Annotated in this window: 23 protein-coding genes; 14 read left to right on the top strand and 9 right to left on the bottom strand. The window is 70.7% G+C overall.

Going from position 1 to position 20,987, the window contains the following annotated elements; all coding sequences use genetic code 11:
• The first annotated feature begins 1 nt into the window (after window position 1).
• Entirely contained in the window at window positions 2-298 is a 297-nt protein-coding gene (locus ABFX55_RS34890) for a WhiB family transcriptional regulator (protein ID WP_148036282.1), read from the top strand.
• 49 nt (window positions 299-347) lie between these two features.
• Here the strand turns inward: ABFX55_RS34890 and bagB are convergent, their stop codons facing one another.
• Window positions 348-1,475 carry an ATPase BagB gene (bagB, locus tag ABFX55_RS34885; protein ID WP_346127007.1) on the bottom strand — a complete coding sequence of 376 codons (1,128 nt, stop codon included), beginning with the start codon at window positions 1,473-1,475 and terminating at the stop codon, window positions 348-350.
• A complete protein-coding gene (gene bagA, locus ABFX55_RS34880; RefSeq protein ID WP_346127006.1) occupies window positions 1,472-2,476 on the bottom strand; it encodes an ATPase BagA in 1,005 nt (334 codons plus the stop codon). The genes bagB and bagA overlap by 4 nt, the downstream gene beginning before the upstream one ends.
• A gap of 164 nt (window positions 2,477-2,640) precedes the next feature.
• On the opposite strand from bagA, the gene sp36 reads away from it, so the two are divergent.
• Genes sp36 through ABFX55_RS34860 form a run of 4 tightly spaced genes read left to right on the top strand, consistent with a single transcriptional unit; the run spans window position 2,641 to window position 4,860 of the window.
• Window positions 2,641-2,796, top strand: coding sequence for a Sp36 family protein (gene sp36 / locus ABFX55_RS34875; RefSeq protein ID WP_183652343.1), 156 nt, complete (start codon window positions 2,641-2,643; stop codon window positions 2,794-2,796).
• Entirely contained in the window at window positions 2,793-3,248 is a 456-nt protein-coding gene (locus ABFX55_RS34870; protein WP_346127004.1) for a RidA family protein, read from the top strand. The genes sp36 and ABFX55_RS34870 overlap by 4 nt, the downstream gene beginning before the upstream one ends.
• 26 nt (window positions 3,249-3,274) lie before the next feature.
• Complete coding sequence (locus ABFX55_RS34865; RefSeq protein WP_346127002.1) at window positions 3,275-4,075, top strand: NUDIX hydrolase; 801 nt, start codon at window positions 3,275-3,277, stop codon at window positions 4,073-4,075.
• Window positions 4,072-4,860, top strand: a complete 789-nt coding sequence (locus tag ABFX55_RS34860) for an MBL fold metallo-hydrolase (protein WP_346127001.1) — start codon at window positions 4,072-4,074, stop codon at window positions 4,858-4,860. Before ABFX55_RS34865 ends, ABFX55_RS34860 begins: the two co-directional genes overlap by 4 nt.
• Here ABFX55_RS34860 and ABFX55_RS34855 read toward each other — a convergent pair.
• The gene (locus tag ABFX55_RS34855) at window positions 4,842-5,522 is read right to left on the bottom strand and encodes a Crp/Fnr family transcriptional regulator (RefSeq protein WP_183652337.1); all 681 of its coding nucleotides are present in this window, start codon (window positions 5,520-5,522) and stop codon (window positions 4,842-4,844) included. The two genes, ABFX55_RS34860 and ABFX55_RS34855, sit on opposite strands and share 19 nt — an antisense overlap.
• A gap of 193 nt (window positions 5,523-5,715) precedes the next feature.
• On the opposite strand from ABFX55_RS34855, the gene nth reads away from it, so the two are divergent.
• Both nth and ABFX55_RS34845 read left to right on the top strand, forming a co-directional pair.
• Window positions 5,716-6,411: an endonuclease III gene (gene nth / locus ABFX55_RS34850; RefSeq protein ID WP_183652335.1), complete on the top strand. Its 696-nt coding sequence runs from the start codon at window positions 5,716-5,718 to the stop codon at window positions 6,409-6,411.
• 66 nt (window positions 6,412-6,477) lie between these two features.
• Entirely contained in the window at window positions 6,478-7,125 is a 648-nt protein-coding gene (locus ABFX55_RS34845) for an NUDIX hydrolase (protein WP_346126998.1), read from the top strand.
• On the opposite strand, the gene ABFX55_RS34840 is transcribed toward ABFX55_RS34845, so the two are convergent.
• Window positions 7,087-7,599: a HEAT repeat domain-containing protein gene (locus tag ABFX55_RS34840; RefSeq protein WP_346126997.1), complete on the bottom strand. Its 513-nt coding sequence runs from the start codon at window positions 7,597-7,599 to the stop codon at window positions 7,087-7,089. The genes ABFX55_RS34845 and ABFX55_RS34840 overlap by 39 nt on opposite strands.
• An 82-nt stretch (window positions 7,600-7,681) precedes the next feature.
• On the opposite strand from ABFX55_RS34840, the gene ABFX55_RS34835 reads away from it, so the two are divergent.
• Window positions 7,682-8,875 carry a MarP family serine protease gene (locus ABFX55_RS34835; RefSeq protein ID WP_346126995.1) on the top strand — a complete coding sequence of 398 codons (1,194 nt, stop codon included), beginning with the start codon at window positions 7,682-7,684 and terminating at the stop codon, window positions 8,873-8,875.
• On the opposite strand, the gene ABFX55_RS34830 is transcribed toward ABFX55_RS34835, so the two are convergent.
• The 5 genes from ABFX55_RS34830 to acs form a co-directional block, all read right to left on the bottom strand.
• On the bottom strand, window positions 8,876-9,313 hold the full coding sequence (locus tag ABFX55_RS34830) for a DUF309 domain-containing protein (RefSeq protein WP_346126993.1): 438 nt from the start codon (window positions 9,311-9,313) through the stop codon (window positions 8,876-8,878). It abuts the gene before it with no gap.
• Window positions 9,310-10,227, bottom strand: a complete 918-nt coding sequence (locus ABFX55_RS34825) for an alpha/beta fold hydrolase (RefSeq protein WP_346126991.1) — start codon at window positions 10,225-10,227, stop codon at window positions 9,310-9,312. Before ABFX55_RS34825 ends, ABFX55_RS34830 begins: the two co-directional genes overlap by 4 nt.
• Window positions 10,220-10,630: a phage holin family protein gene (locus ABFX55_RS34820; RefSeq protein WP_183652319.1), complete on the bottom strand. Its 411-nt coding sequence runs from the start codon at window positions 10,628-10,630 to the stop codon at window positions 10,220-10,222. The genes ABFX55_RS34825 and ABFX55_RS34820 overlap by 8 nt, the downstream gene beginning before the upstream one ends.
• Before the next feature lie 31 nt (window positions 10,631-10,661).
• Complete coding sequence (nhaA, locus tag ABFX55_RS34815) at window positions 10,662-11,888, bottom strand: Na+/H+ antiporter NhaA (protein WP_346126989.1); 1,227 nt, start codon at window positions 11,886-11,888, stop codon at window positions 10,662-10,664.
• A gap of 328 nt (window positions 11,889-12,216) precedes the next feature.
• Window positions 12,217-14,205, bottom strand: coding sequence for an acetate--CoA ligase (gene acs, locus ABFX55_RS34810; protein ID WP_346126988.1), 1,989 nt, complete (start codon window positions 14,203-14,205; stop codon window positions 12,217-12,219).
• Window positions 14,206-14,415: 210 nt separating this feature from the next.
• Here acs and ABFX55_RS34805 point away from each other — a divergent pair, with 210 nt between their 5' ends.
• From ABFX55_RS34805 to ABFX55_RS34780, 6 genes are all read left to right on the top strand, one after another.
• Window positions 14,416-15,195 (top strand): Fic family protein, encoded by a 780-nt coding sequence (locus ABFX55_RS34805; RefSeq protein WP_346126987.1) that lies wholly within the window; start codon window positions 14,416-14,418, stop codon window positions 15,193-15,195.
• Window positions 15,196-15,788: 593 nt separating this feature from the next.
• Window positions 15,789-16,829, top strand: a complete 1,041-nt coding sequence (ssd, locus tag ABFX55_RS34800) for a septum site-determining protein Ssd (RefSeq protein WP_346126985.1) — start codon at window positions 15,789-15,791, stop codon at window positions 16,827-16,829.
• A complete protein-coding gene (locus tag ABFX55_RS34795; RefSeq protein WP_346126984.1) occupies window positions 16,826-17,995 on the top strand; it encodes a TadA family conjugal transfer-associated ATPase in 1,170 nt (389 codons plus the stop codon). The genes ssd and ABFX55_RS34795 overlap by 4 nt, the downstream gene beginning before the upstream one ends.
• A 211-nt stretch (window positions 17,996-18,206) precedes the next feature.
• Complete coding sequence (locus tag ABFX55_RS34790) at window positions 18,207-18,899, top strand: type II secretion system F family protein (RefSeq protein ID WP_346126982.1); 693 nt, start codon at window positions 18,207-18,209, stop codon at window positions 18,897-18,899.
• Window positions 18,896-19,672, top strand: coding sequence for a type II secretion system F family protein (locus ABFX55_RS34785; protein WP_346126981.1), 777 nt, complete (start codon window positions 18,896-18,898; stop codon window positions 19,670-19,672). Before ABFX55_RS34790 ends, ABFX55_RS34785 begins: the two co-directional genes overlap by 4 nt.
• A gap of 382 nt (window positions 19,673-20,054) precedes the next feature.
• The gene (locus tag ABFX55_RS34780) at window positions 20,055-20,300 is read left to right on the top strand and encodes a DUF4244 domain-containing protein (protein ID WP_346126980.1); all 246 of its coding nucleotides are present in this window, start codon (window positions 20,055-20,057) and stop codon (window positions 20,298-20,300) included.
• Window positions 20,301-20,987 lie beyond the last annotated feature (687 nt).

Genomic DNA, 20,987 nt, shown 5'->3' with positions numbered 1-20,987 from the left:
CATGTGGATCACGGATTGGACCTCCCGTGCCGCCTGTCGGGGTGCGGATCCGGACGCGCTGTTCGTCCAGGGAGCCGCTCAGAACAGGGCGAAGCTGATCTGCCGAGGATGCCCGGTCCGTACCGAGTGCCTCGCCGATGCGCTCGACAACCGCATCGAGTTCGGGGTGTGGGGCGGTATGACGGAGCGGGAACGGCGAGCGCTGCTACGGCGGCGGCCCGATGTGGACTCATGGCGAGAGCTGTTGGAGTCCGCGAAGGAAGAGTACGAGCGGACTAACGAGCTGATCGCCGGCTGAACGTCGCGACGGCACGGCCGGCGGAACCTCGCCGGCCGTGCCGTCGTGCTCACGTCCTGGCCAGCAGTTCCCCGATCTCGCGCAGACCCGCGAGGTCGTGGACATCCTGTGGCATGGCCGGAACCTGGACGACAGGCACCGTGGGGTGGGCCGAGACGAAGTGCTCCTGCTCGCGGTGCTCACGGGCGGCGAGCTGCATCCGTCCGGCGTGCAGCCGCAACACGGCGGCGGTCAGCTCGTGCTCGCCCTTCGTCTCCAGCTCCTCGGCTGCGGCGGCGCTGCGCGCCGCTGAGAGCGCCGCTGCGGGCGACAGGTGCACTCTGTTGACCACGAGCCCCGCCAGCGGCATCCGCTCCTCAGCGAGCCTCTCGACGAAGTACGAGGCCTCGCGCATCGCGTCGCGCTCGGGCGCCGCGACGACCACGAAGGCCGTGCCTGGCGCCTGCAGCAGCTTGTAGGTCATCTCGGCGCGCTGCCTGAAGCCGCCGAAGACCGCGTCGAGCGCGGAGACGAAGGTCTGCAGGTCCTTGATCACCTGCGCGCCGAGCAGCTTGGTCATCGCGCCGGCGACGAGTCCGAACCCCGCGTTGAGCAGTTTGAACGCGCTGCGGCCTCCTGCCTTGGCCGGAGCCATCAGCAGCCTGATGAAGCGACCGTCGAGGAAGCGGCCGAGCCGTTCGGGGGCGTCGAGGAAGTCGAGGGCCGAGCGCGAGGGCGGCGTGTCGACGATGATCAGGTCCCACTCGTCCGAGCGGCGCAGCTGACCGAGCTTCTCCATCGCCATGTACTCCTGCGTGCCTGCGAAGCTGGAGCTGAGCGACTGGTAGAAGGGGTTGGTCAGGATCTGGCGGGCCCGTTCGGGATCGGCGTGCGCCTCGATGATCTCGTCGAAGGTCCGCTTCATGTCGAGCATCATCGCGAACAGCTGGCCCTCGCCAGAGGAGTGCACCAGGCGGGGGGTGTTGTCCAGCTCGGTCAGGCCCATCGACTGGGCCAGCCTGCGGGCAGGGTCGACGGTCAGCACGACCGCGCTGCGCCCCCGCTCGGCCGCGCGCAGCCCGAGCGCCGCGGCGGTCGTGGTCTTGCCGACGCCGCCGGAGCCGCAGCAGACCACGATGCGGGTGCCCCTGTCGTCGAGGATCGCGTCGACGTCGAGGACGGGCGGAACCCTGGTCATGCCGCTCCCTTGGCGCAGATGGTCTCGGCCAGCTCGTACAGCCCTGTGAGGTCGACCCCGTCGGCCAGCAGCGGAAGTTCGTAGCCGGGCAGCGCCGCCGTCATCAGCGCGGCCCGCTCGGTCTTCTCGAGCTCGGTACGGCGGGCGTGCTCCACGACCTCCGCCGCCAGGGCGTCGGCCACGGCCGAGGCGTCGCCCGCGCCGTCGGCCAGGCCCGCCGCCTTGAGGCCGAGCGCGATCTCGCCCGCGTCGAATCCTCCCTTGACAGCGGAGTCAAGTGTCGCCTGTGGAAGCAGTGATTCACGGACCATGTTGATGAAGATTCCGCCCGCGGGAAGACCGGCCGAACGCAATTCGGCAATGCCGTCGAGCGTTTCCTGAACCGGCATCTCCTCCAGAACCGTCACGAAGTGGACAGCCGTTTCGGGAGACTTCACCACCCCGCTCACGAGATCCGAGTGGTTCTTGATCGGGCCGACTCTCGCCAGGCCGGCCACCTCCTGCGTCACGTTGAGGAAACGGCTGACGCGGCCGGTCGGAGGGGCGTCGAGCACGACGGCGTCGTAGACGCGCCTGCCGTTCTTGCCGCGCCGCCGTACCGCCTCGGTGGTCTTGCCGGTGACCAGCACGTCGCGGAAGCCGGGCGCCACGGTGGTGGCGAAGTCGACGATGCCCATCTTGGCGAGCGTACGGCCGGCGCGGCGCATGCCGTAGAACATCTCGAGGTACTCGAGCATGGCCTCTTCCGGATCGATGGCCAGCGCGTAGACGTCGCCCCCTCCGGGGGCGACGGCGATCTTGCGCTCCTCGTAAGGCAGTGGCGGCAGGTCGAAGATCTGCGCGATGCCCTGCCTGCCCTCCACCTCGACGAGGAGGACCTTGCGACCGCCCGAGGCCAACGCGAGGGCGAGCGAGGCGGCCACCGTCGTCTTGCCCGTGCCGCCCTTGCCGGTCACGACGTGGAGCCGCACGCCGTCCCAATCGGTGTCCCTTGCCGTCACATCTGCCAGGCTACCGAACGGTTACTTGTGTGCCTCTTTGAGATTGCTCACAGCGGGCCCGCGTGCGCCGGTGCTTGAGGGGCGGGAGGAGGCGGACGTTTCTCCGGGGACGTCGTCCGGCGTGCGGAGGCGGCTTCGGCGCGGGGGTCACTACGCTGGCCCTCATGAAGAAATGGGAGTACCTCACCGCTCCGGTGCTGATCCACAACACCAAGATGATCCTCGACAACTTCGGCGCCGACGGCTGGGAGCTGGTCCAGATCGTGCAGGGGCCCGACGGCCAGGGCCTGGTCGCCTACTTCAAGAGGGAGAAGGCATGACCCCCGAGGAGAAGCTGGCCGAGCTCGGCCTGACGCTGCCCGAGGTCGTGGCCCCGCTGGCGGCCTACGTCCCCGCCGTGCGCAGCGGTGACTACGTCTACACCTCGGGCCAGGTCCCGATGGTCGACGGCAAGCTGCCCCAGACCGGCAAGGTCGGCGCGGAGGTCAGCCTCGAGGAGGCCCGCGAGCTGGCCAGGATCTGCGCGCTCAACGCGCTGGCGGCGGTCAAGTCGCAGATCGGCGACCTGTCGAAGATCAAGAGGATCGTCAAGGTCGTCGTCTTCGTCGCCAGCACGCCCGACTTCACCGCCCAGCCTCAGGTCGGCAACGGCGCCAGCGAGCTGCTCAGGGACGTGCTGGGCGACCTCGGCGTGCACGCCCGCAGCGCGGTGGGCGTCAGCGTGCTCCCGCTGGACGCCCCGGTGGAGGTCGAGCTGATCGCGGAGGTATAACCGAGTGATGTTCTAGAGGAGGTCATGTGGACAACGGCATCCCGCTGCCGGGCGAGTTCGGCCAGCGAGCACGAGACATCCTGGCGGGACGGCTCCAGCCGGTCCCCGCGAGGGACGCCGCCACGGTGGTGATCCTGCGCGACGGTGCTCGCGGACCGCAGGTCTACCTCCTCAGACGCAAGGCGAGCATGGCCTTCGCCGCCGGCGCGTACGTCTTCCCCGGCGGCTCGGTCGACCCGCGCGACACCGACCAGGCGGTCGCGTGGGCAGGACCCTCGCCCAAGGAGTGGGGCGAGGTGTTCAACGCCGACGAGAAGACCGCCAGGGGTCTGGTGTGCGCCGCCGTACGGGAGACCTTCGAGGAGTCGGGGGTGCTCCTGGCGGGGCAGGGGGAGGACACGGTCGTCGCCGACACCACGGGCGACGGCTGGGAGGCCGACAGGGTCGCGTTGATCGACAGGAGCCTGGCCTTCGCCGACTTCCTCGGCAAGCGGGGCCTGGTGCTCCGCTCCGACCTGCTCAAGCCGTGGGCGCACTGGATCACGCCCGAGATCGAGCACAAGAGGTTCGACACCCGCTTCTTCGTCGCGGTGCTCCCCGAGGGGCAGCGCACCCGTGACGTGGGCGGCGAGGCGGACAAGGTGGTGTGGCAGCGTCCCGCCGAGGCTCTGGGCGGGGAGTTCTTCCTGATGCCGCCGACCCACCGCACGCTCACCGAGCTCGCGGCCTACGCAAGCGTCGGCGAGGTCATGGCGGCGGAGCGGGAGATCGTCCGCATCATGCCCAGAGCGGTGGAGATCGACGGAGAGATGCGGTTGATGGCATGAGCGGCCTTCACATCCCGCTGGCGGGTCCTGACGGCATCCGCACCGACCACACGGAGAACCTGCTGGCGCCCAACCCTTCGGAGATGACTCTCGAAGGGACCAACACCTGGGTGATCGGCACGCACGAGGTGGTCGTGGTCGACCCTGGCCCCGACGACGAGGCGCACCTCCAGCGGGTCGTCCGGCATCTGGGTCAGCGCAGGGTCACCCAGATCCTGCTCACGCACGGCCACCACGACCACAGCGGCGGCGCCAAGCGCTTCGCCGAGCTGGTCGGAGCGCCCGTGCGGGCGCTCGACCCCGAGCACAGGCTGGGCGGCGAAGGGCTGGCGGGCGGCGACGTGATCGAGGTCGGCGGCCTGGAGCTGAGGGTGTACGCCACGCCGGGCCACTCCTTCGACTCCCTGTGCTTCTGGCTGCCCGCCGACCTGGCCATGCTCACCGGCGACACCGTCCTCGGCAGAGGCACCACGGTCATCGCGCCCGACGGGAACCTGGGCGACTACCTGCGCACGCTCGACCTGCTGCGGGCCACGGCCGAGGAGCTGGGCGCCGAGACGCTGCTGCCAGGGCACGGGCCCGCGCTCGCCGATCCCCTGCACGCGCTCGACGGCTACATCGCCCACAGACGCGAGCGCCTCGACCAGATCAGAGCGGCGAGGGCGTCGGGCGCCAGGACGCCGCGCGAGATCGTGGAGATCGTCTACGCGGACGTCGACAGGGCGCTGTGGTTCGCCGCCGAGATGTCCGTGCGCGCCCAGGTCGACTACCTGGACCGGTTGTAGAGCCGCTCCATGTCGAGGATGACCACGGCCTTGGCCTCGATGCGCAGCCAGCCGCGCTGAGCGAAGTCGGCCAGCGCCTTGTTGACCGTCTCCCTCGAGGCGCCGACCAGCTGGGCCAGCTCCTCCTGGGTCAGGTCGTGGTGGACGCGCAGGCCGTCGTCGGCCTTGGTGCCGAACCGCTCGGCCAGGTCGAGCAGCGCCTTGGCCACCCGTCCTGGCACGTCGGTGAAGACCAGGTCGGCCAGCACGTCGTTGGTGCGGCGCAGCCGCTGCGCCAGCGCGCGCAGCAGGTGGAGCGCCACCTCGGGGCGGCCCGTCAGCCATGGCCGCAGGTCGTCGTGGCCGAGCCCGGCCAGCCTGACGTCGGTCAGCGCGGAGGCGGTCGCCGTACGCGGACGTGGGTCGAACAGCGACAGCTCGCCGAACATCTCGCTCGGCCCGAGCACGCTCAACAGGTTCTCGCGGCCGTCAGGGGCTGTGCGCGACAGCTTGATCTTGCCTTCGAGAACGACGTAGAGCCGGTCACCGGTCTCGTTCTCACTGAACAGGGTCTGTCCCTTGGACAGCTGAACCTCGGTGATGCTCGTGCGCAGCGCGGCGGCGCTCTCGCGGTCGAGCGCGGCGAACAGGGGGGCCTTGCCCAGCACGTCTTCGGTGTTCACTCTGCCTCCTCAGCAGCCATTGTGACCTACCCCACTGCAGAGGTCAGGAGTGACCCATGCGAAAAGGCTCAAGGGGACGCCACCTGCTGGTCGCCACGAAGTTCCCTGGACGGAGTTTACGGACTGAACCCCCTGAAGCGTTACTCAAAGGATCGTTTCCCCGGCACGAAGCCGCTGGCCATACGCTTGCGGGATGGAGACCCGGCTGGCGCTGGTACGGCGGGCGCGACGGATGAACAGGATCCTCGCCGAGACCTACCCCGACGCGCACTGTGAGCTCGACTTCACCAACCCCCTCGAGTTGCTGGTCGCCACGATCCTGTCGGCCCAGTGCACCGACAAGCGCGTCAACATGGTCACCCCCACGCTGTTCGCGAAATACCCCACCGTCGAGGACTACGCGGCGGCCGACCCCTCCGAGATGGAGGGGATCATCAAGTCCACGGGCTTCTTCAGGGCCAAGACCAACAGCATCATCGGCATGGCCCAGGCGGTCTCCGCCAAGCACGGCGGTGTGGTGCCGCGCCGCCTCGCCGACCTGGTCGCCCTGCCGGGCGTGGGCCGCAAGACCGCCAACGTGGTGCTCGGCAACGCCTTCGGCGTGCCAGGGCTCACCGTCGACACGCACTTCCAGCGCCTGGTCCGTCGCTTCGGCTGGACAGACGAGACCGACCCCGTGAAGATCGAGCGGGTGGTGGGTGAGCTGATACCCAAGCGCGAGTGGACCGTCTTCTCCCACAGGGTGATCTGGCACGGCAGGCGCATCTGCCACGCCCGCACCCCCGCCTGCGGGGTGTGCCCGCTGGCGGCGCTGTGCCCCTCGTACGGCACCGGCCCCACCGAGGCGGCCAAGGCGGCCAAGCTCGTCAGGCCGGGCCCCTTCTCGTAGTGATACTCGTAGGTGTCATGGCCGGGCGCGGGAAGCCCGGAGAGGCGCGAGGTGTTGGAGTCTGATGTGACCGACGTCCCCGAATGGCTGGACAGGCTGGCCGCCCGAGCCGTCCACACCCCCGTCCCCCACGGTCTGCGCCCGCCCGCGCGCGGCGGCAGGCCGGCCGCGGTGCTGATGCTGTTCGGCGAGGGGCCCGACGGCCCCGACCTGCTCCTCATCCAGCGCAGCTCCCGGGGCCGCAGGCACGCGGGGCAGCCTGCCTTCCCCGGTGGCGGCGTCGACCCCGAGGACGACGGGCACGTGGGCGCGGCGCTGAGGGAGGCGGCGGAGGAGACGGGGATCGACCCCGCGGGGGTCAAGGTGCTCTGCACGCTCCCCGAGCTGTTCGTCTGGCACAGCGACAACAGGGTCACCCCCGTCATCGGCTGGTGGCACACCCCTGTCGCGGTCTACGCCGCGGCTCCCGACGAGGTCGATTCGGTGGAGCGGGTGCCGATCGCCGAGCTGGTCGACCCTGCCAACAGGATCGTCCTGCGCACTCCGACAGGACACAGGGGCCCAGCCTTCAAGGTGCGCGGGCTCCTCGTGTGGGGGTTCACCGCGATGGTGCTCGACGCGGTGCTGCGCGAGGGCGGCCTGGAGCGCCCCTGGGACACAGACAGGGTGGAGGACCTACCGCCCGACGTCCTCGACCTGGCTGCCCGTGGCTAGCGCGAGCCCGAGCGTCGCCCAGTCGGCCACGTCGTCGTCGCTGTCGCGCATGAGCGCGCGAAGGGCCGCGAGCCCCGCGGCGTCGGGTGGACGGCCGCAGACGTTGGGCAGCGCGTAGGCGGCGCCGTACCTCACCCTGGCGTCCTGGTGGGCCGACAGCTCGATCACCGAGGGCAGCGAGCGAGGGTCGCCGAGATGGCCGAAGGCGATCAGCACGGAGAAGAGCACCATGGCGTCGTCCTCGCTTGCGGCGAGGAAGCGCAGCACCGGCAGCGCCCTGTCCTTGAAGGTGGTCAGCTGGCCCATGATGTCGATGCCCAGCAGTCGCTCGGAGACCTGCTGGCCTGCGCACAGCCGTCTGGCCTCGGTGAAGGTCTCCAGATCGCCCCGCTCCTGTAGCGTGGAGATCACCTGCCAGCGGACGGGGCCGCCTGGATCGGTGTCGCCGAGTGCCGCCTCGATGAGATCGCGCATCATTTACAGGGTATTTCCGCCTCCGGGCCGGTCGTAGCGGAAGACGCGCACGCTTGACCGTCCCGGTGGATACCTTTGAATCGTGCGCGGTGATCTGCTCGACCTCATACTGATCGGCCTCGTGATCGCCTTCGGCATCTCGGGCTACCGCCAGGGTTTCATCATCGGCGCCCTCAGTTTCGTCGGGTTCATCGGCGGGGCCCTGCTCGGGGTCGTCATCGCGCCGCCGATCGCCAAGGCCGTGGTCGAGGGGGAGACCGAGCAGGCGCTGCTGGCCATCGTCATCGTCTTCCTCGCCGCCACCGTCGGCCAGTTCGCCTCCTCCACCGTCGGCGCGGTGGTCCGCTCCCACGTCACGTGGGAGCCGGCCAGGGTCGCCGACGCGGTCGGCGGCACGTTCGCCAGCGCGCTGTCGGTGCTGGTCATCGCCTGGCTCATCGGCTCGCTCGTCGTCTCGGCCCCCTTCCCCGTGCTCAGCACCCAGGTCAAGGACTCCTTGCTGCTCAACGCCGTCGACGAGATGGTGCCCGACGCCACACGCGAGTGGCAGCGGCCGTTCAAGGAGTTCATCGACAGGTCGGAGTTCCCTCCCGTCTTCGACGCGATCGCCAACGGGCCCTTCGTCGACGTGCCGCCGCCCGCGCCGCGCAGCCAGCTGCAGGGGCCCAAGCTGCAGCGGGCCCAGCGGGCCATCGTCAAGGTCCAGGGCACCGCGCCGAGCTGCAGCAAGCGCATCGAGGGCACCGGCTTCGTCTACGAGGTCGACCGCATCATGACCAACGCGCATGTCGTCGCGGGCGTCACCAGAGACCTGCGCGTCACCACCCAGGACAACAGGTCGCTCGAGGCCGAGGTCGTGGTCTACAACCCCAAGCGCGACATCGCCATCCTCTACGTGCCGAACCTCGGCATCAGGCCGCTCGCCTTCGACGGCACCGCGGAGAAGAACGACAACGCGATCATCGCGGGCTTCCCCAAGGGCCAGGGCTTCACCGCCGAGGGCGCGCGCATCAGGGTCAAGCAGAACGCCAAGGGCCCCGACATCTACCGCAGCAGCGAGGTCGAGCGCGAGGTCTACGCGATCCGCGGCAAGGTGCTCCCCGGCAACTCGGGCGGCCCGCTGCTGACGGTCGACGGCAACGTGTTCGGCGTCATCTTCGCCGCGGCCACCAACCAGGCCGAGACCGGCTACGTGCTGACGGCGGCCGAGGTCAGGCCCGACGCCGTCAAGGGCAAGAACGACACGACCCCGGCCGACACCATGGACTGCGACTAGCTACAGCGCGGCGGCGACGGCGTCGATCGCCGCCCCTGGGTCGCTGTCCTCCCGCAGCGCCAGCGCCACCCCCGCCATCTCCTCGTACGGCGTGCCGTACCTCTGGATCCCGGCGGCGCCCCGGGCGAGCAGCGTGAGCGCGCCTCGCCCGTTGCCCCGCTGCAGGTGGGTGAGGCCCACGCAGATCTGCGCGAGCCCCTGCCACAGCTCCCGCTCCTGCTCGGGGGCGCACTTCCACCTGCCCTCGAAGACCTCGTGCGCGTGGAAGGGCCTGTGGTCGCGCAGGAAGGCCATGGCGTCGGTCATGGCCTGCTCGGCGCTGGGCGCGTAGTCGTCGGGGACGCGCTCGACGCCCTCGGCGCCGTGCGGGAGCGGCCTGCCGTACTCGTCGCGCGGCCTGGCGTTGCGCGGGCGGCCCTGGGGGTCCCTGTCCCTCATCGGTCTGGCTCGGGGTCGGCCAGCCACGACAGCAGCTCGGCGTCGAACACCTCGGGCGCCTCCTCGTGCGGGAAGTGCCCCGTGCCCTCGAGCAGCCGCCACCGGTAGGGCGCGGCCACGTAGCGGCTGGAGCCCTGCGCGGTGCGCGGCAGGATGCACCGGTCGAGCGCGCCGTGCAGCTGCAGGGTGGGCGCCTCGACCTCGGTGCGCATGGCGCGGGCGTAGCGCAGGCCGTCGGGACGCACCTGGGAGCGGGCGAACCAGCGGTGATACTCCAGCGCGCAGTGGGCGACGGTGGGGATGCCGAAGGCCTCACGGTAGACGTGCGCGGTGTCCTGCTCGGGCCAGCCGGGCCGCGACCAGTCGTCGAGCAGCTGCCCGACCAGCTTGCCGTCGTCGCGCGTCAGGCGCCGCTCGGGCAGGAACGGCAGCTGGAAGCCGAAGGTGTAGCCGCTGGCCCTGAGCTGGCCGAACGGGTCGGTCAGCAGCGCGCCGCGCAGGCGCAGCGGGTGCGGCGCCGACACCGCGACCAGGCGGTGCACGGTCTTGGGGTCGGTCACGGCCATCGTCCAGGCCAGCAGCCCGCCCCAGTCGTGGCCGACGACGATCGCGCCCGTCTCGCCGAGCGCGCGGATCAGGCCCGTGGCGTCGCCCGCCAGCGTGGGCAGGTCGTAGCCGCGCGGCGGCTTGTCGCTGCCGCCGTAACCGCGCAGGTCGACGGCGACGGCGCGGTAGCCGGCCTCGGGCAGGCTCGCCAGCTGGTGCCGCCACGTCCACCAGAACTGGGGGAAGCCGTGCAGCAGCAGGACGAGCGGCCCTTCACCCGCTTCCACGATGTGGAAGCGGGTGCCGCCGGCGTGGATGCTGCGATGCGTCCACGGCCCGTCCAGGTGGACGAAGCTCTCGTCAGGCATCGGGTTTCACCAGCTCGCCCTCTGGTGTGGCGATCTCCTTCAGGCCCTTCAGCGACCTGGTCGTACGCTTCATCGCCGCCAGCCCCTTCAGCCTGCGAGTCCCCAGGAAGACCAGCAGGGCCGCGACCAGCAGGTAGAACACTGTCACGATCGTGAAAGCCAGCCACTGGGGCAGGCCGACCTCCACGAGCACGTACGCGATCGCGAAGGAGGCCAGGATCAGGCACAGGTGGGCCATGAAGGCCGCCGCCGCGAACAGCCCCGCGGCGGTGCCGACCCGCTTGGCGTCGAACCTGAGCTCGGCCTTGGCCAGCTCGATCTCCGAGCGGACCAGCGTGGAGATGTGGTTGCTCGCCTGGGCGACGAGCGCACCAAGGGATTCTTCCTCGGAAGTCTGCGGCATGAACGTCTCCTATCGGGGCCAGGTGCCCGTGTCAAACATCATCCAGTCCATTGCGACGCTTACGCACCCGGACGTGCAGGAGAACCGCCGCCAACATCGAGGCCGCGAGGCTGGCCGCGAGGACTCCCGTCGTCACGGCGGTGGCCCTCTCCTGATCAGCGCCGAACGCTAGGTCGCCGATGAGCAGCGACACCGTGAATCCGATGCCGCCGAGCGCCGAGACCGCCGCCATGTCCCTCCAGTGCAACTCCTCCGACAGCCGGGCCAGGCCGAGCCGTACCGCGAGCCACGCGCCGCCGAACACTCCCAGGAACTTACCGATGACCAGTCCGGCCATCACCCCCAGGACTACCCGATCACTGAAGATCACGCTCAGGCTGTCGCCGTCCAGCCGCACACCGGCCGACAGGAACGCGAAGACCGGCACCGCGAAACCCGCTGAGATCGGCCTGACGTAGTGGTCGGCGCGTTCGGCGGGGGAGCTGTCCTCGTCCGCGTTGGTCGTGACCCTGGTCAGCAGGCCGAGCGCGACGCCGGCCACCGTCGCGTGCACGCCGCTGACCTCGACGAAGTACCAGGCGAGTACGGCGAGCGGCAGGTAGACCCACAGGCTTCTGACCCCCCTGCGCTGGAGCAGGCCGTAGAGCGCGATCAGGGCCGCGCCGACGAGCAGCATGACCATATCGAGGTGATCGGTGTAGAAGAGCGCGATGATCGTGATCGCGCCCAGGTCGTCGACGACGGCGCAGGTGAGCAGGAAGGCCCTCAGCGCCGCGGGCATCGCGCTGGCGGTCACGGCCAGCACGGCCAGGGCGAAGGCGATGTCGGTGGCCGTCGGGATGGCCCAGCCCCTGCCCGCGTCCTCGGCGCCCCAGCTGACGGCCAGGTAGACCAGGGCGGGAACGACCATGCCCGCGATGGCGGCGATGATCGGGAGCGCGGCCTTGCGCAGGTTGGAGAGCTCGCCGTGGACGAACTCCTCCTTCACCTCCAGGCCCGCGACGAAGAAGAAGATCGTCAGCAGGCCGTTCTGGGCCCACTTGTAGAGCTCCAGGTTCAGATGGAGGCTCTCGGGGCCGAACCCGGCGGTGCGGAGGGCCTCGTAGGAGTCGATCGAGACGTTGGCCCAGACGAGGGCGGCCATGGTGGCGAGCAGCATGACGATGCCGCCGATGGTCTCCGTGCGCAGCGCCTCGGCCAGGGTGCGGGCGTAACGGACGGTCGGTCGGAGCGGCCATACTTCGGCGGCTCGGCGCACGGTGATCCCCCTTGGTGTACGGATACGTCGATCGTTCCCCCGCCGACCAGACTTCCCGGCACACCTGCGCGAGATCCTACCCAGACGCCTCCTCACACCACCGACCGCACCCGTACCTACCCATTCCCGGCATTCCCCGGACCGCCCCGGGCTCCGCCGTCCCCCGCGTCTTCGAAGGACCTCAGCCCGGCTTGCCGTACCTGCGGTTTTGAAGGACCTCAGCCACGTCCGCACCGGTGGCGCCCGCCGGCGGGCACCGGCCCCTTGCGGACCTCTCCTGGCATGCCGAAGGGCCGGAGGAAACCCCCGGCCCTTCGGATGGAGCTCGTCAGTCGTCGGACTTCGCGCTGGGCAGCTTCTCGGAGATGAGGTTCATCACCGTGCTGTCGGCCAGCGTGGTGACGTCGCCCACGCTCCGGTTCTCCGCCACGTCACGCAGCAACCGCCGCATGATCTTCCCCGACCGCGTCTTCGGCAGCTCGGGAACGACCAGGATCTGGCGCGGCTTCGCGATGGGGCCGAGCGCCTTCGCCACGTGGTTGCGCAGCTCGGTGGCGATGTCCGCGCCCTCCTCCGCGCTGCCGCGCAGGATCACGAAGGACACGATCGCCTGTCCCGTCACCGGGTCGGTGGCGCCCACGACGGCCGCCTCTGCGACCTTCGGGTGCGAGACGAGCGCCGACTCCACCTCGGTGGTCGAGATGTTGTGGCCGGAGACGAGCATGACGTCGTCGACGCGGCCGAGCAGCCACAGGTCGCCGTCCTCGTCCCTCTTGGCGCCGTCGCCGGGGAAGTACATCCCCTCGAAACGGGACCAGTAGGTGTCGATGTAGCGCTGGTCGTCGCCCCAGATCGTGCGCAGCATCGACGGCCAAGGGTCGCGGACCACGAGGAAGCCGCCGCCGCCGTTCGGCACGCTGTTGCCCTGGTCGTCGACGACGTCCGCGGTGATGCCCGGCAGCGGGCGCATCGCCGCGCCGGGCTTGGCCGCGGTGACGCCGGGCAGCGGGCTGATCATGATGGCGCCGGTCTCGGTCTGCCACCAGGTGTCCACGACCGGGCAGCGCTCGCCGCCGATGTGCTCGCGGTACCAGACGTACGCCTCGGGGTTGATCGGCTCGCCGACCGAGCCGAGGATGCGCAGGGACGACATGTCGAACTTCGCGGGGATGTCGTCGCCCCACTTCATGAACGTGCGGATCGCGGTGGGCGCGGTGTAAAGGATCGTGACCTTGTACTTCTGGACGATCTCCCAGAACCGGCCGCGGTGCGGGGTGTCGGGCGTGCCCTCGTAGATGACGCTGGTCGCGCCGTTGGCGAGCGGGCCGTAGACGATGTACGAGTGCCCCGTCACCCAGCCGATGTCGGCGGTGCACCAGTAGATGTCGCTGTCGGGCTTGAGGTCGAAGACCGCGTCATGGGTCCACGCGGTCTGGGTCAGGTAGCCGCCGCCGGTGTGCAGGATGCCCTTCGGCTTCCCCGTGGTGCCGCTGGTGTAGAGGATGTAGAGCGGGTCCTCGGCGTCGTGCGGCTGCGCCTCGTGCTGGTCGCTCTGGCGCTCGACCACGTCGTGCCACCACACGTCGCGCTCCTGGGCCGAGACCTCCTGCCCTGTCCTGCGGACGACGAGCACGTGCTCGACGCCGGGCGTCTGCGCGACGGCCTCGTCCACCGTGGGCTTGAGCGCGGAAGGCGCGCCGCGACGGTAGCCGCCGTCGGCGGTGATGACCAGCTTGGCGTCGGCGTCCTCGATGCGGCTCTGCAACGCGGCGGCGGAGAAGCCGCCGAACACCACCGAGTGGATCGCGCCGATGCGGGCGCAGGCCAGCATCGAGATCGGCAGCTCGGGAATCATCGGCATGTAGATCGCCACGCGGTCGCCCTTGCCGACACCCAGCTCGGTGAGCGCGTTGGCGGCCTTGTTGACCTCGCGCTGGAGGTCGGCATAGGTGAGCGTACGGCTGTCGGCCTCGGGCTCGCCCTCCCAGAAGTAGGCGACCTTGTCGCCGTTGCCCGCCTCGACGTGCCTGTCGACGCAGTTGTAGGCGATGTTGAGCCGGCCGCCGACGAACCACTTGGCGAACGGCGCGTTCCACTCCAGAGTGGTGTCCCAACGCTTGGCCCAGGCCAGCCGGTCCGCCGCGCGCTCCCAGAACGCCAGGCGGTCCGCCTCGGCCTCGGTGTAGGCGGCGGCGGTCACGTTCGCAGCCGCGGCCAGGGCCGCCGGTGGTTCGAACCGGCGGTTCTCCTGCAACAGGTTCGACAGCGCCTGAGGCTCGGTGCCAGGGGTCTCCGGGGCCACTTCATGCTCCTTCATATGGCCAGATTGAGTCTTGCTGTCCCACTTCACCAGGCCACCCGGGCTCACCACAAGAGGTCTAGACAGGTCTGTACCAACCGTCCCCCGCTGACCTGAAGTGCTGACAACTGCTATTAAACCGTTGTAATCCTGAAATCCCACAAATATGGAACGGACCAATTGGGCCCCGTCCTAAAAGAGGGCTACCGGCCGGTAAGGTCGGAACCTGTGAGTGACCCATTGGCTGTCATTGCCGGACTTCCTGGAGTGCCAGAAGCGGTCGAAGAGGCGCGTGAGGCCGTCGACCGCCTGTACCGGCATCGCGTGCTGCGCCGCCGCAGCCCCGAGGTGTCGGCCGAGGCCGCGCTGCGCGGGGCGCGCGCGTCGGCCGCGCTGGCGGGGGACGACGTCCCCCTCGACGCCCTGCGCAGGGGAGAGGTCTCCTCGCCCGTGGTCCAGGGCGCCCTTCGCGCCTCGGCCGAGCTGGGAAGACTCGGCTCCACGTGGCGGAGCACCCCCAGGCAGGTGCTGGCGAGGGTGCACACGCTGGCCGCCGTGGGCCTGGCCGACGAAGCCGACATCGGACGGCCTCGCACGGGCGCCGCCGCGGCCGACCCTCTCGCGCTCGGCCCCGCTCCTACGGCCGAGCAGACCGCCGCTCGCATGGACGCGCTGTTCACGCTGGTCACCGGCCAGACGAAGGCGCCCGCGCTGGTGCTCGCCGCCGTCGTGCACGCCGAACTCGCCGTGCTGCGTCCCTTCGGGATCGCCGACGGCGTCGTCGCGAGGGCGGCCGAGCGTCTCACGCTCGTGGAGTACGGCCTCGACCCCAAGTCGCTGGTCCCGATCGAGGTGGGCCACCTGGAGCTTCCTTACGCCGAGGGGCTGCGGGCATATCTGCAGGGCACAGGCGAGGGGGTCGCGGCCTGGGTACGGCAGTGTGCCTCGGCGGTGACACTCGGGGTCAGGGAGACGATCGCCATCTGCGAGGCCATGCAGCGGGCATAGCGGACGGCGTCCCAGAAAATGAGACGCCGTCTGCCGGCACGTCACACCGGGTTACCAAGCGTGCACCTGTATTCGTCGGACCGGGTCAAGCCCGTCTCGACGCGCCTCCCGCGGCTGGTCGCGCGTGGGTGCCCGGCTGACGTACCCGGACAAGTAAGTCCGTGACACCTTTCTACGTCTGTTTCGGCCTCATGGGAACCCCTCTGTCCAAGACCTTTACCCCGGCCCCGTGATCACTCAGAGTGAGCTAGCGGTCGGTAGTCGTGCAACTACGCACCAAAAAAACTAGCGAAAATTAGAGATTGCTCCTCGACGAAACTCGAGTTGATCGGGCAGCATACGTGGGTATCGCCCGAAACTGGAGTGACTGTGCACGGGATAGCTTTGCAAGTCCCTTGCCATGCTCTGGTTAAGTGATGAAAGCTTTCTTCTGAAACGGGCCCGGCTCTACCCCCCCGGAGCCGGACCGGTCAGGCGACCCCCGCTCTCCCCCCCGGCGGGGGTCGCCGCTTTTTATCCACAGAACCTCGTTCGGTAGCTCGCGCCGGTCGGCCCCTCCCCCATGCTGTGCCTCCACCCCCGAGGAGGCAGCAATGACCCGACCTCTGGCCATCACCGACGACGGCGACCTGCTCGACGATCTGGTGCGCGTCGCCGCGGCCGCAGGCTCCCAGCTCGACGTCGCCCACGCACCCGCCCTCGCGCGCCCCTACTGGTCGCACGCGCCGATCGTGGTGGTCGGCGACGACCTGGCCGACGCCGTGGCCGCCTCAGGGCCGCCGGGCAGACCGAAGGTCTTCCTGGCCACCAGGCAGGGCGGCGATCCCGACAGCTGGCGGCGATGCGTCGCGGTGGGCGCCCAAGGCATGGTCGAGCTGCCCGAGGGGGAGTTGCGGCTGGTCGAGGAGTTCGCCGACGCGCTGGAGCCGTTCCCGAGGGCAGGGGTCGTGGTCGGCGTCGTGGGCGGCAACGGAGGCGCGGGCGCCAGCCTGCTGTCGGCCTGCCTCGCGCTGTCGGCCTCGCGGCGCAAGCTCCGCACGCTGCTGGTCGACGCCGACCCCCTCGGCGGCGGCATCGACGTCCTGCTCGGGCAGGAGGAGGCCAAGGGCGCCAGATGGGCCGACTTCGTCTCGCGCGAAGGGCGGGTGAGCTCGGCGGCGCTGCAGGCCGCGCTTCCCGCCTTCGGCGAGCTGACCGTCCTCGCCTTCCACAGGGGCCAGGTGGAGGCGATCCCGCCGGAAGCCATGCGCTCGGTGCTCGAGGCGGGCAGACGCGGCTTCGACCTCGTGGTCGTCGACCTGCCCCGTCACCTCGACGCCGCCGCGGCCGAGGCGCTGAGCCGCGCCTCTTCCACGCTCCTGCTGGTCACCGCCGACGTCCGGGGCGTCCTGGCCGCGGCCCAGGTGCTCGGCGAGGTCCGCCGCCACACGGGCGCGGTCGGCATGGTCCTGAGGCCGGGGGTGCTGGAGGAGGCGGTCGTCGCCACCTCGCTCGACCTGCCCTGCGCCGGCCACCTCGCCGACCAGCCGCGCCTGGCCACCGCGCTCAACAAGGGCGACCTGACCCTCATCGACCGCCGCTCGGTGCTCGGCCACTTCTGCGCCACGCTCCTGACCGACCTCATGGCCGCATGAACGGCGTCTCCAAGGAGCTGGTCGAGGCGGTCAGGGTGAGGCTGGCGCGGGCGGGCGTGGAGCCGAGCGCCGCCCAGGTCGCGGTCGCACTCAGGGCGGAGAAATCGGTGTACGGCGACGCCGAGATCCTGGCCGTGGCCCGCGCCCTGTGCGCCGACCTCATCGGCGCCGGGCCGCTCGAACCGCTGCTGGCAGCGCCCGACGTCACCGACGTCCTGGTCAACGGGCCGCGCGAGGTGTGGATCGACGACGGGCGCGGGCTGCGCCGCACCACGGTCACCTTCCCTGACGACGGCGCGGTCCGCCGCCTGGCACAGCGCCTCGCCGCCTCGGCGGGCCGCCGGCTCGACGACGCCTCCCCGCACGTCGACGCGCGGCTGGCCGGTGGGGTGCGCCTGCACGCCGTCCTGCCGCCCATCGCCTCGGAGGGCACGTGCGTGTCGCTGCGGCTGCCGCCCCGCCGTACGTTCACGCTCCCCGACCTGGTCGCCGCGGGCACCGTCCCTCCCGAGGCGGTCGCCGTCCTGTCCGCCGTGGTCGAGGCCAGGCTGGCCTTCCTCGTCACCGGCGGCACGGGCACCGGCAAGACCACCCTGCTGAGCGCCCTGCTCTCCCTGGCCGACCAGGGCGAGCGCCTCCTCCTCGTCGAAGACTCCGCCGAGCTGCGCCCGCTCCACCCCCACGTGGTCCGGCTGGAGACCCGCCCCGCCAACCTGGAGGGCGCCGGTGGCGTCGGCCTCCGCGGCCTCGTACGGCAGGCGCTGCGCATGCGGCCCGACCGGCTGGTGGTGGGGGAGGTCCGAGGCGCGGAGGTCGTCGACCTCCTGGCCGCCCTGAACACGGGACACGAGGGCGGCTGCGGCACCCTCCACGCCAATACCGCGGCCGACGTGCCTCCCCGGCTCGAGGCGCTGGCGTGCGCGGCGGGCCTCAGCCGTGAGGCGGTCCACAGCCAGCTGGCCGCGGCGCTCGACGTGGTGGTCCATCTGTCGCGGCGGCGCTCCGACGGCAGACGGCTGGTCTCGGAGGTGTGCCTGCTGTCACGGAGCGCTTCGGGGTTCGTGGAGGCGGAGTCGGCGCTGACGTTCGACCAGGACGGCCGCGCGCGAAGAGGCCCCGGCTACACAGCCCTCCTCGCCCGCACCTCCCTGTCACCGGAGCGGTGACGTGCAGGTCGCCCTGGGATCTGTCCGCTGTGTCCCTCGGCTGGTTTGGCGGGGGCGCCTGGGCTGGCTGAGGCGCGTTGCCTGGCTGGTGCAGCGGACCGCCCGAGCTGGCTGAGGCGGGCTGCCGGGCTGGTGCGGCGGGCCGTCCGAGTTCTCAGTCCCCCCGTGCGCGGCAAGACCCTCGTCGAAGATTGGAAGCAAGTCGTTGACCGTGATCGCCGCACTGTGCGCCGCGCTCGCCTGCTGGCTGTGGACCGGGCCCACCCACGCCGACCTCCGCCTCGACCGCCTGTTCGGCGCTGCGACGCCACGGCGGTGGCCTTCCCTGTGGGAGAGCGTCAGACGCCCCTCCGCCGCACGCAGGGCCGAGGCGTGGCGCGTGGCCTCGATCGAGCTGTGTCAGGCGCTCTCCGCCGAGCTGGCGGCCGGCCGTACGGCGGGGGAGGCGCTCACCCGCGCCCTCGACGCCGTCGAGCTTCCCGACCCTCTGCGGCCCCTGGCGGCCGCGGCCCGAGACGGTGGCGACGTGGCCGCCGCCCTCCGTGAGGTGGCGCCCGCCCAGGGCGGCGAGGGATTACTGCGGCTGGCGGCGTGTTGGGAGGTCAGCGTGTCGGTCGGCGCGGGACTGTCCGGCCTGGTCGACAGGGTCGGCGTCGCGCTGCGTGCCGCGCAGGCGCACAGAGGTGAGGTGTCGGCCCAGCTCGCGGGGCCCAGAGCAACGGCCAGGATGCTCGCGGCGCTGCCCGCCCTCGGCCTCCTCATGGCGGCGGGGCTGGGGATGAACCCCGTCGGATTCCTGTTCGGCAGCCTGCCGGGGCTGGCCTGCCTGGTCGTCGGCGTGGCACTCGACGCCTGTGGGCTGTGGTGGACCCACCGGATGTCGTCCAGGGCGGAGGCCGCATGATCATGACTCTGGCCACCGTCGCCTGTGCCTTCATGGCGACCTGGCTGTGGTTTCCCCCGGGCGGACCCGCTGAACGACTCGCCGCCCTGCGTCCACCTGGAGGACCGCCGCGCGTGCCCTCCGCCGGTGCGGAGGAGTGGTTTCCTCCGCGTGCCGTCCACGGGGCTCGTCTCGACCGGCGGTCGCTCCTGCCTGGCGCGTGCGCGGCGCTCGTCGTGTTCGTGCTGGTGAGCGGCGTCGCCGGCATGGTGGCGGGGCCTGTCATCGGGGTGGTGGTCACCGTACTCGTCCACAGGAAGGCCGTCGGGCCCCACCTGCGCCCCGACCGTGAGCGCATCGCCGCCGACCTGCCCTTCGCCACGGACCTCATGGTCGCCTGCCTCCAGGCGGGGCAACCCGTCAGCGCGGCGACCGAGATCGCCGCCGTCGCGATCGGCGGACCCCTCGGACAGCGCCTCACCTGGGTCAGCGGCCAGCTCCGTCTGGGGGCCGATCCCGAGCCGGTGTGGATGGTGCTGGCGCGAGAGCCGTCCATGGGGGCGCTGGCGCGGGCCATGTCGCGTGCCGCGCAGAGCGGGGCTCCTGTCGCGGACGTGCTCACCCGCCTCGCCGACGACGCCCGCCAGGCGTCCAGGATGGCGTCGCTGGCAGCGGCCCGCCGGGTGGGCGTCCAGGCCGTGGCGCCGCTGGGGCTGTGCTTCCTGCCCGCGTTCGTGCTGCTGGGGATCATCCCTGTGGTGGCAGGCCTGGCCAGCGGCGTCCTGATCCCTTAGGGGCCGACTCACCCTCGGGAGACGGAGCATCGGCCGTTACCCGGCCCATCGGGTATGCGGCGCGCGACCGGCCTGCCGAGCTTCGCCATCTCCCCCTCCCACGCTGGTCCTCCCTCCCACGTGCAGGCGATACGGCGTGCCTCGCAGGCTCGCCGCGTCCTGTGCAGGCGATCTGGCGTGCCTCGGAGGCTCGCCGCGTCCCGTGTAGGCGCTGCGGCTCGCCGTGCCCTGGTGTAGTTATCCACAACCCGTTATCCACAGCCCCAGTCGCCCCGTCGCCTCCGTCCACAGAACCCCGCTCGGACCCGCCCCCACCCCACCCCCTCCGAGAACCTGATCCCCCACCCCGGACACCGTCCGGTCCCACCCCTCGGAGGCACTGATGCGCAAGCCGTTCCTCATCACGCCCGTCGTCCGGCTCCGGCGCGCCGTGTCGACCTGGTGGACCAGCCGCACCGCAGCGGCTGCCCGCCTGGGCCTCGACCGCGGCATGTCCACCGCCGAGTACGCCGTCGGCACCATCGCCGCATGCGGGTTCGCCGCGCTGCTCTTCAAGGTCGTCACGAGTTCCGAAGTCCAGGAAATGCTCACCACGTTGGTCAACCGCGCTTTGAACACCGCAGGCTGAACCCCTCTCGACACGTCCGGTTCCTTGCACTCGTCGCGCGGTCTCGCGGGCTGGCAGCTGTACATCCCGGCCCTGGAGCCGCCGTACCTCCAGCCCCGAGCCGCCGCCCGCCCCGCCTCCGTACGGCCCAGCCCCGGAGATCGCTGTACGGCCAGCCCCCGAGATCGCTGTACGGGCTCGACCTCAGACCGCCGCGCACAAAGCCCCGAGATCGCCGCCCGGACCCCGAGATCGCCGTACTCCCACCCCGAAGCCCTTCACGCAGCCCGCTTCCAGGCCGCCGTCGGCCCAGCCCCAAGCCCACAGTTGCTCCCGCACCGCGATACGCCCGACCCCAGAACCACAGCCGAAACCATCCACAGCCCTGCTACTCCAAGACCCCATCCACAGCTGAAGCACACAGCCACTCGCAATCCCCACAGCCCGACTCCGGTACCCACAGAGGACTCGGAGACCACAATCCGCCCTCAGATCCACAGCTGAGGCCACACCCACAGCTGGGACCGAGATCCCACAGCCCGACTCCAAGCCTCGCAAAGGACTCGGAGACCACAATCCGCCCTCAGATCCACAGCTGAAGCCACACCCTCAGCCGGGACCCAGATCCACAACCTGATTCCGGAGGCCCACGGCTTGAGGATGAGATCACAGCGCACCTAGATCCACAGCTGAAGCCAGATTCAAGCC

Source organism: Nonomuraea roseola (genome assembly GCF_039535395.1).
GTDB lineage: Bacteria > Actinomycetota > Actinomycetes > Streptosporangiales > Streptosporangiaceae > Nonomuraea > Nonomuraea roseola.
This window is presented reverse-complemented; position numbering and strand designations above follow the sequence as displayed.

Coding starts and splice junctions, on each gene's coding strand:
- ABFX55_RS34890 (WP_148036282.1), top strand. CDS start 2: ATGTGGATCACGGATTGGACCTCCCGTGCCGCCTGTCGGGGTGCGGAT.
- bagB (WP_346127007.1), bottom strand. CDS start 1,475: ATGACCAGGGTTCCGCCCGTCCTCGACGTCGACGCGATCCTCGACGAC.
- sp36 (WP_183652343.1), top strand. CDS start 2,641: ATGAAGAAATGGGAGTACCTCACCGCTCCGGTGCTGATCCACAACACC.
- ABFX55_RS34870 (WP_346127004.1), top strand. CDS start 2,793: ATGACCCCCGAGGAGAAGCTGGCCGAGCTCGGCCTGACGCTGCCCGAG.
- ABFX55_RS34860 (WP_346127001.1), top strand. CDS start 4,072: ATGAGCGGCCTTCACATCCCGCTGGCGGGTCCTGACGGCATCCGCACC.
- nth (WP_183652335.1), top strand. CDS start 5,716: ATGGAGACCCGGCTGGCGCTGGTACGGCGGGCGCGACGGATGAACAGG.
- ABFX55_RS34840 (WP_346126997.1), bottom strand. CDS start 7,599: ATGCGCGATCTCATCGAGGCGGCACTCGGCGACACCGATCCAGGCGGC.
- ABFX55_RS34830 (WP_346126993.1), bottom strand. CDS start 9,313: ATGAGGGACAGGGACCCCCAGGGCCGCCCGCGCAACGCCAGGCCGCGC.
- ABFX55_RS34825 (WP_346126991.1), bottom strand. CDS start 10,227: ATGCCTGACGAGAGCTTCGTCCACCTGGACGGGCCGTGGACGCATCGC.
- ABFX55_RS34820 (WP_183652319.1), bottom strand. CDS start 10,630: ATGCCGCAGACTTCCGAGGAAGAATCCCTTGGTGCGCTCGTCGCCCAG.
- acs (WP_346126988.1), bottom strand. CDS start 14,205: ATGAAGGAGCATGAAGTGGCCCCGGAGACCCCTGGCACCGAGCCTCAG.
- ssd (WP_346126985.1), top strand. CDS start 15,789: ATGACCCGACCTCTGGCCATCACCGACGACGGCGACCTGCTCGACGAT.
- ABFX55_RS34795 (WP_346126984.1), top strand. CDS start 16,826: ATGAACGGCGTCTCCAAGGAGCTGGTCGAGGCGGTCAGGGTGAGGCTG.
- ABFX55_RS34785 (WP_346126981.1), top strand. CDS start 18,896: ATGATCATGACTCTGGCCACCGTCGCCTGTGCCTTCATGGCGACCTGG.
- ABFX55_RS34780 (WP_346126980.1), top strand. CDS start 20,055: ATGCGCAAGCCGTTCCTCATCACGCCCGTCGTCCGGCTCCGGCGCGCC.